This window comes from Ruegeria sp. CH11, from assembly GCF_056537105.1.
On sequence record NZ_JBQFQX010000042.1, the window covers coordinates 1 to 3110 of the forward strand.

The 3110-nt window shown below is 63.6% G+C and carries 3 protein-coding genes; all 3 read right to left on the reverse strand.

All coding sequences use genetic code 11. From position 1 onward, the window contains the following. On the reverse strand, positions 1-2273 hold a 2273-nt coding region (gene gcvP / locus ACR0LX_RS22850), incomplete at its 3' end, for an aminomethyl-transferring glycine dehydrogenase (RefSeq protein WP_480785619.1). A gap of 112 nt (positions 2274-2385) precedes the next feature. Continuing rightward, the gene (gene gcvH / locus ACR0LX_RS22855; RefSeq protein WP_480580379.1) at positions 2386-2751 is read right to left on the reverse strand and encodes a glycine cleavage system protein GcvH; all 366 of its coding nucleotides are present in this window, start codon (positions 2749-2751) and stop codon (positions 2386-2388) included. Between the two features lie 17 nt (positions 2752-2768). Then, positions 2769-3110: glycine cleavage T C-terminal barrel domain-containing protein (locus ACR0LX_RS22860; protein ID WP_480785620.1), on the reverse strand; the 342-nt coding region annotated here is incomplete at its 5' end.

Below are 3110 nucleotides of genomic sequence, written 5' to 3' on the forward strand. Positions count from 1 at the left end.
ACATAGGCCCATGAGACCGGCAGGATCGACGGCGAGCCGAAGGGTGCCGCCGAGACCGGACCCACGGCAGTGCCGTATTCCGGGTGGCCGGGCAGATGTTCTGTCAGATGCGCCTTGACGCCGATCGGACCCATGCCGGGGCCGCCGCCGCCATGCGGGATGCAGAAGGTCTTGTGCAGGTTCAGGTGGCTGACGTCGCCGCCAATGTCACCGGGACGCGACAGACCCACCATGGCGTTCATGTTGGCGCCGTCGATATAGACCTGACCGCCGTGGTCATGGGTGATCTGGCAAACCTCCTGCACGGTGGTCTCGAACACGCCATGGGTCGAGGGGTAGGTGATCATGCAGGCGGCCAGATGATCGGAATGCTTCTCGGCCTTGGCGCGGAAGTCATTCAGATCGATATTGCCCTTGTCATCCGCCTGCACCGGCACCACCTGCCAGCCCACCATCTGGGCCGAGGCCGGGTTGGTGCCATGCGCCGAGGTCGGGATCAGGCAGACATTGCGGTGCCCTTCGCCGCGGGCGAAGTGATAGTTGCGGATGGTCAGCAGGCCTGCATATTCACCCTGCGCGCCCGAGTTGGGCTGCTGGCTGATCGCGTCATAGCCGGTGATCTGGCACAGCTTGTCGTTCAGGTCGGCAATCATCTCGTGATAGCCCTGCGCCTGATCTTCCGGGCAGAACGGGTGCAGATTACCGAACTCGGGCCAGGTGACCGGGATCATCTCGATCGTGGCGTTCAGCTTCATGGTGCAGGACCCCAGCGGGATCATCGCCCGGTCCAGCGCCAGGTCGCGGTCGGCCAGACGGCGCATATAGCGCGTGATCTCGGCCTCGGCCCGGTTCTGATGGAAGATCGGGTGGGTCAGATAGGCGCTTTCGCGCAGCGCGTAATCCGGCAGGCGGTACTGCTTGTTCGAGCTGTCATCCTTGCGGTCGATGCCAAAGGCGCCCCAGACCGCCTCGATGGTCTCAGGCCGGGTCTGCTCGTCAAGGCTGATGCCCACTTTCGTCTCACCCACCTTGCGCAGGTTCACACCGCGCGCCACGGCGGCCTCCATCACCACGGTCTGCAGATGGCCGACCTCAACCGTGATCGTGTCAAAGAATACTTCCGGCTCAACGGCAAAGCCCGCCTCTTCCAGACCAGCCGCCATGCGCGAGGTCTTGCGGTGCACCGATTGCGCGATGGCCTTGATGCCGTCGGGGCCGTGATAGACCGCATACATCGAGGCAATGACGGCCAGCAGCGCCTGCGCGGTGCAGACGTTCGAGTTCGCCTTCTCGCGCCGGATATGCTGTTCCCGGGTCTGCAGGGCCAAACGGTAGGCCTTGTTGCCACGGCTGTCGATCGACACACCGATGATCCGGCCGGGCATCGCCCGCTTCAGCTTGTCGGTGGTCGCCATATAGGCCGCGTGCGGGCCGCCATAGCCCATCGGCACGCCAAAGCGCTGGGTCGAGCCGATTGCGATATCCGCGCCCATCTCGCCCGGTGACTTCAGCAGCGCCAGCGACAGGATGTCGGCGGCGACAATTGCGATGGCTTTGTGCTCATGCAGCGCCGCAATCTCGGCGGTGAAGTCGCGCACATGACCGTGGGTGCCGGGATACTGGAAGATCGCGCCAAAGACCGCCCCCGCATCAAGGCTGTCGGGATCAGCCACCTGCACGTCGATGCCCAGAGGCTCGGCGCGGGTTTTTATGACCGCGATGGTCTGCGGGTGGCAGTTCTTGTCGACAAAGAAGGCCGCGTTGTTGGCTTTCGACCGGCCACCGCGCTTGGCCATGGCCATGGCTTCGGCTGCGGCTGTGGCTTCATCCAGCAGCGAGGCGTTGGCCACATCGAGCCCGGTCAGGTCGCTGACCATGGTCTGGAAGTTCAGCAGCGCCTCAAGCCGGCCCTGGCTGATCTCGGGCTGATAGGGCGTGTAGGCCGTATACCAGGCCGGGTTTTCCAGAATGTTGCGCAGGATCGGTGCCGGCGTGGTGGTGCCGTAATACCCCTGCCCGATCAGCGAGGTCAGAACCTTGTTCTTGCTCGCCACCTCTTTCATGTGAAAGAGCGCGTCGCGCTCGGTCATCGCCGGACCCCAGTCCAGCGGCTCTTTCTGCCGGATCGCGGGCGGGACGGTGGCATCAATCAGCGCGTCCAGCGTCTTGAAGCCAATCACCTTGAGCATGTCGCGCATCTCGGTCGGGCTGGGCCCGATATGGCGGCGGTTGGCGAAGTCATAGGCTTCGTAATCGGTCAGTTTGAAGGCCATCGTTGCGCTCCTCAAGGATAGGTCAGGTCCGGCGGAGACGGCAGGAGCCTCCGGCGGAAGTATTTGGAAAAAGATGAAGCTGGGGAGCCCCAATATCAGGGCTCCGGCAGTGTCAGCCGATGAAGGCCTTGTAGCCCGCCTCGTCCATCAGATCTTCGAGCTGCGATGCGTCCGCGATCTTGATCTTGTAGATCCAGGCCTCGCCCTCGGGGTCTTCGTTCAGCGCGCCGGGATTGTCGGCCAGCGCCTCGTTCACTTCCGTAATCTCGCCGTCAACCGGCGCATAAAGCTCGGACGCGGCCTTGACGGATTCGATCACGCCGATCTCGCCATCCTTCTCGAACTCGTCGCCGACCTCTTGCTGTTCGACAAACACCACGTCGCCCAGCTGTTCAGCCGCATGCGCGGTGATGCCCAGCGTGGCGATGTCGCCCTCAACAGTCAGCCATTCGTGCTCTTCGGAATAATAGGTTGCCATGTCTCTCTCTCCTGACTTCAACGCTTGTAATTCTGGGTGACAAAGGGCAGCGCCACGATCTGCGCCGGTTGCGCCTTGCCCCGGATGATCAGGTTCACCACCTCGCCCGGCTCGGTGTGGCCTGCCGCGACATAGCCCATCGCCACCGGGCCACCGACCGTGGGGCCAAATACGCCCGAGGTGATCTGGCCGATCGTGTTGCCATTGCTGCACTGGATCTCAACGCCCTGACGCGCTGGCGCGCGGCCTTCGGGCTTGATGCCCACCAGCTTTTTGGCGGGGCCTTCGGCCAGCTCCTTCTGCACGCGGTCCGCCCCCGGAAAGCCGCCCTCTTCCTTGCGGCGCTTCTGGATCGCCCA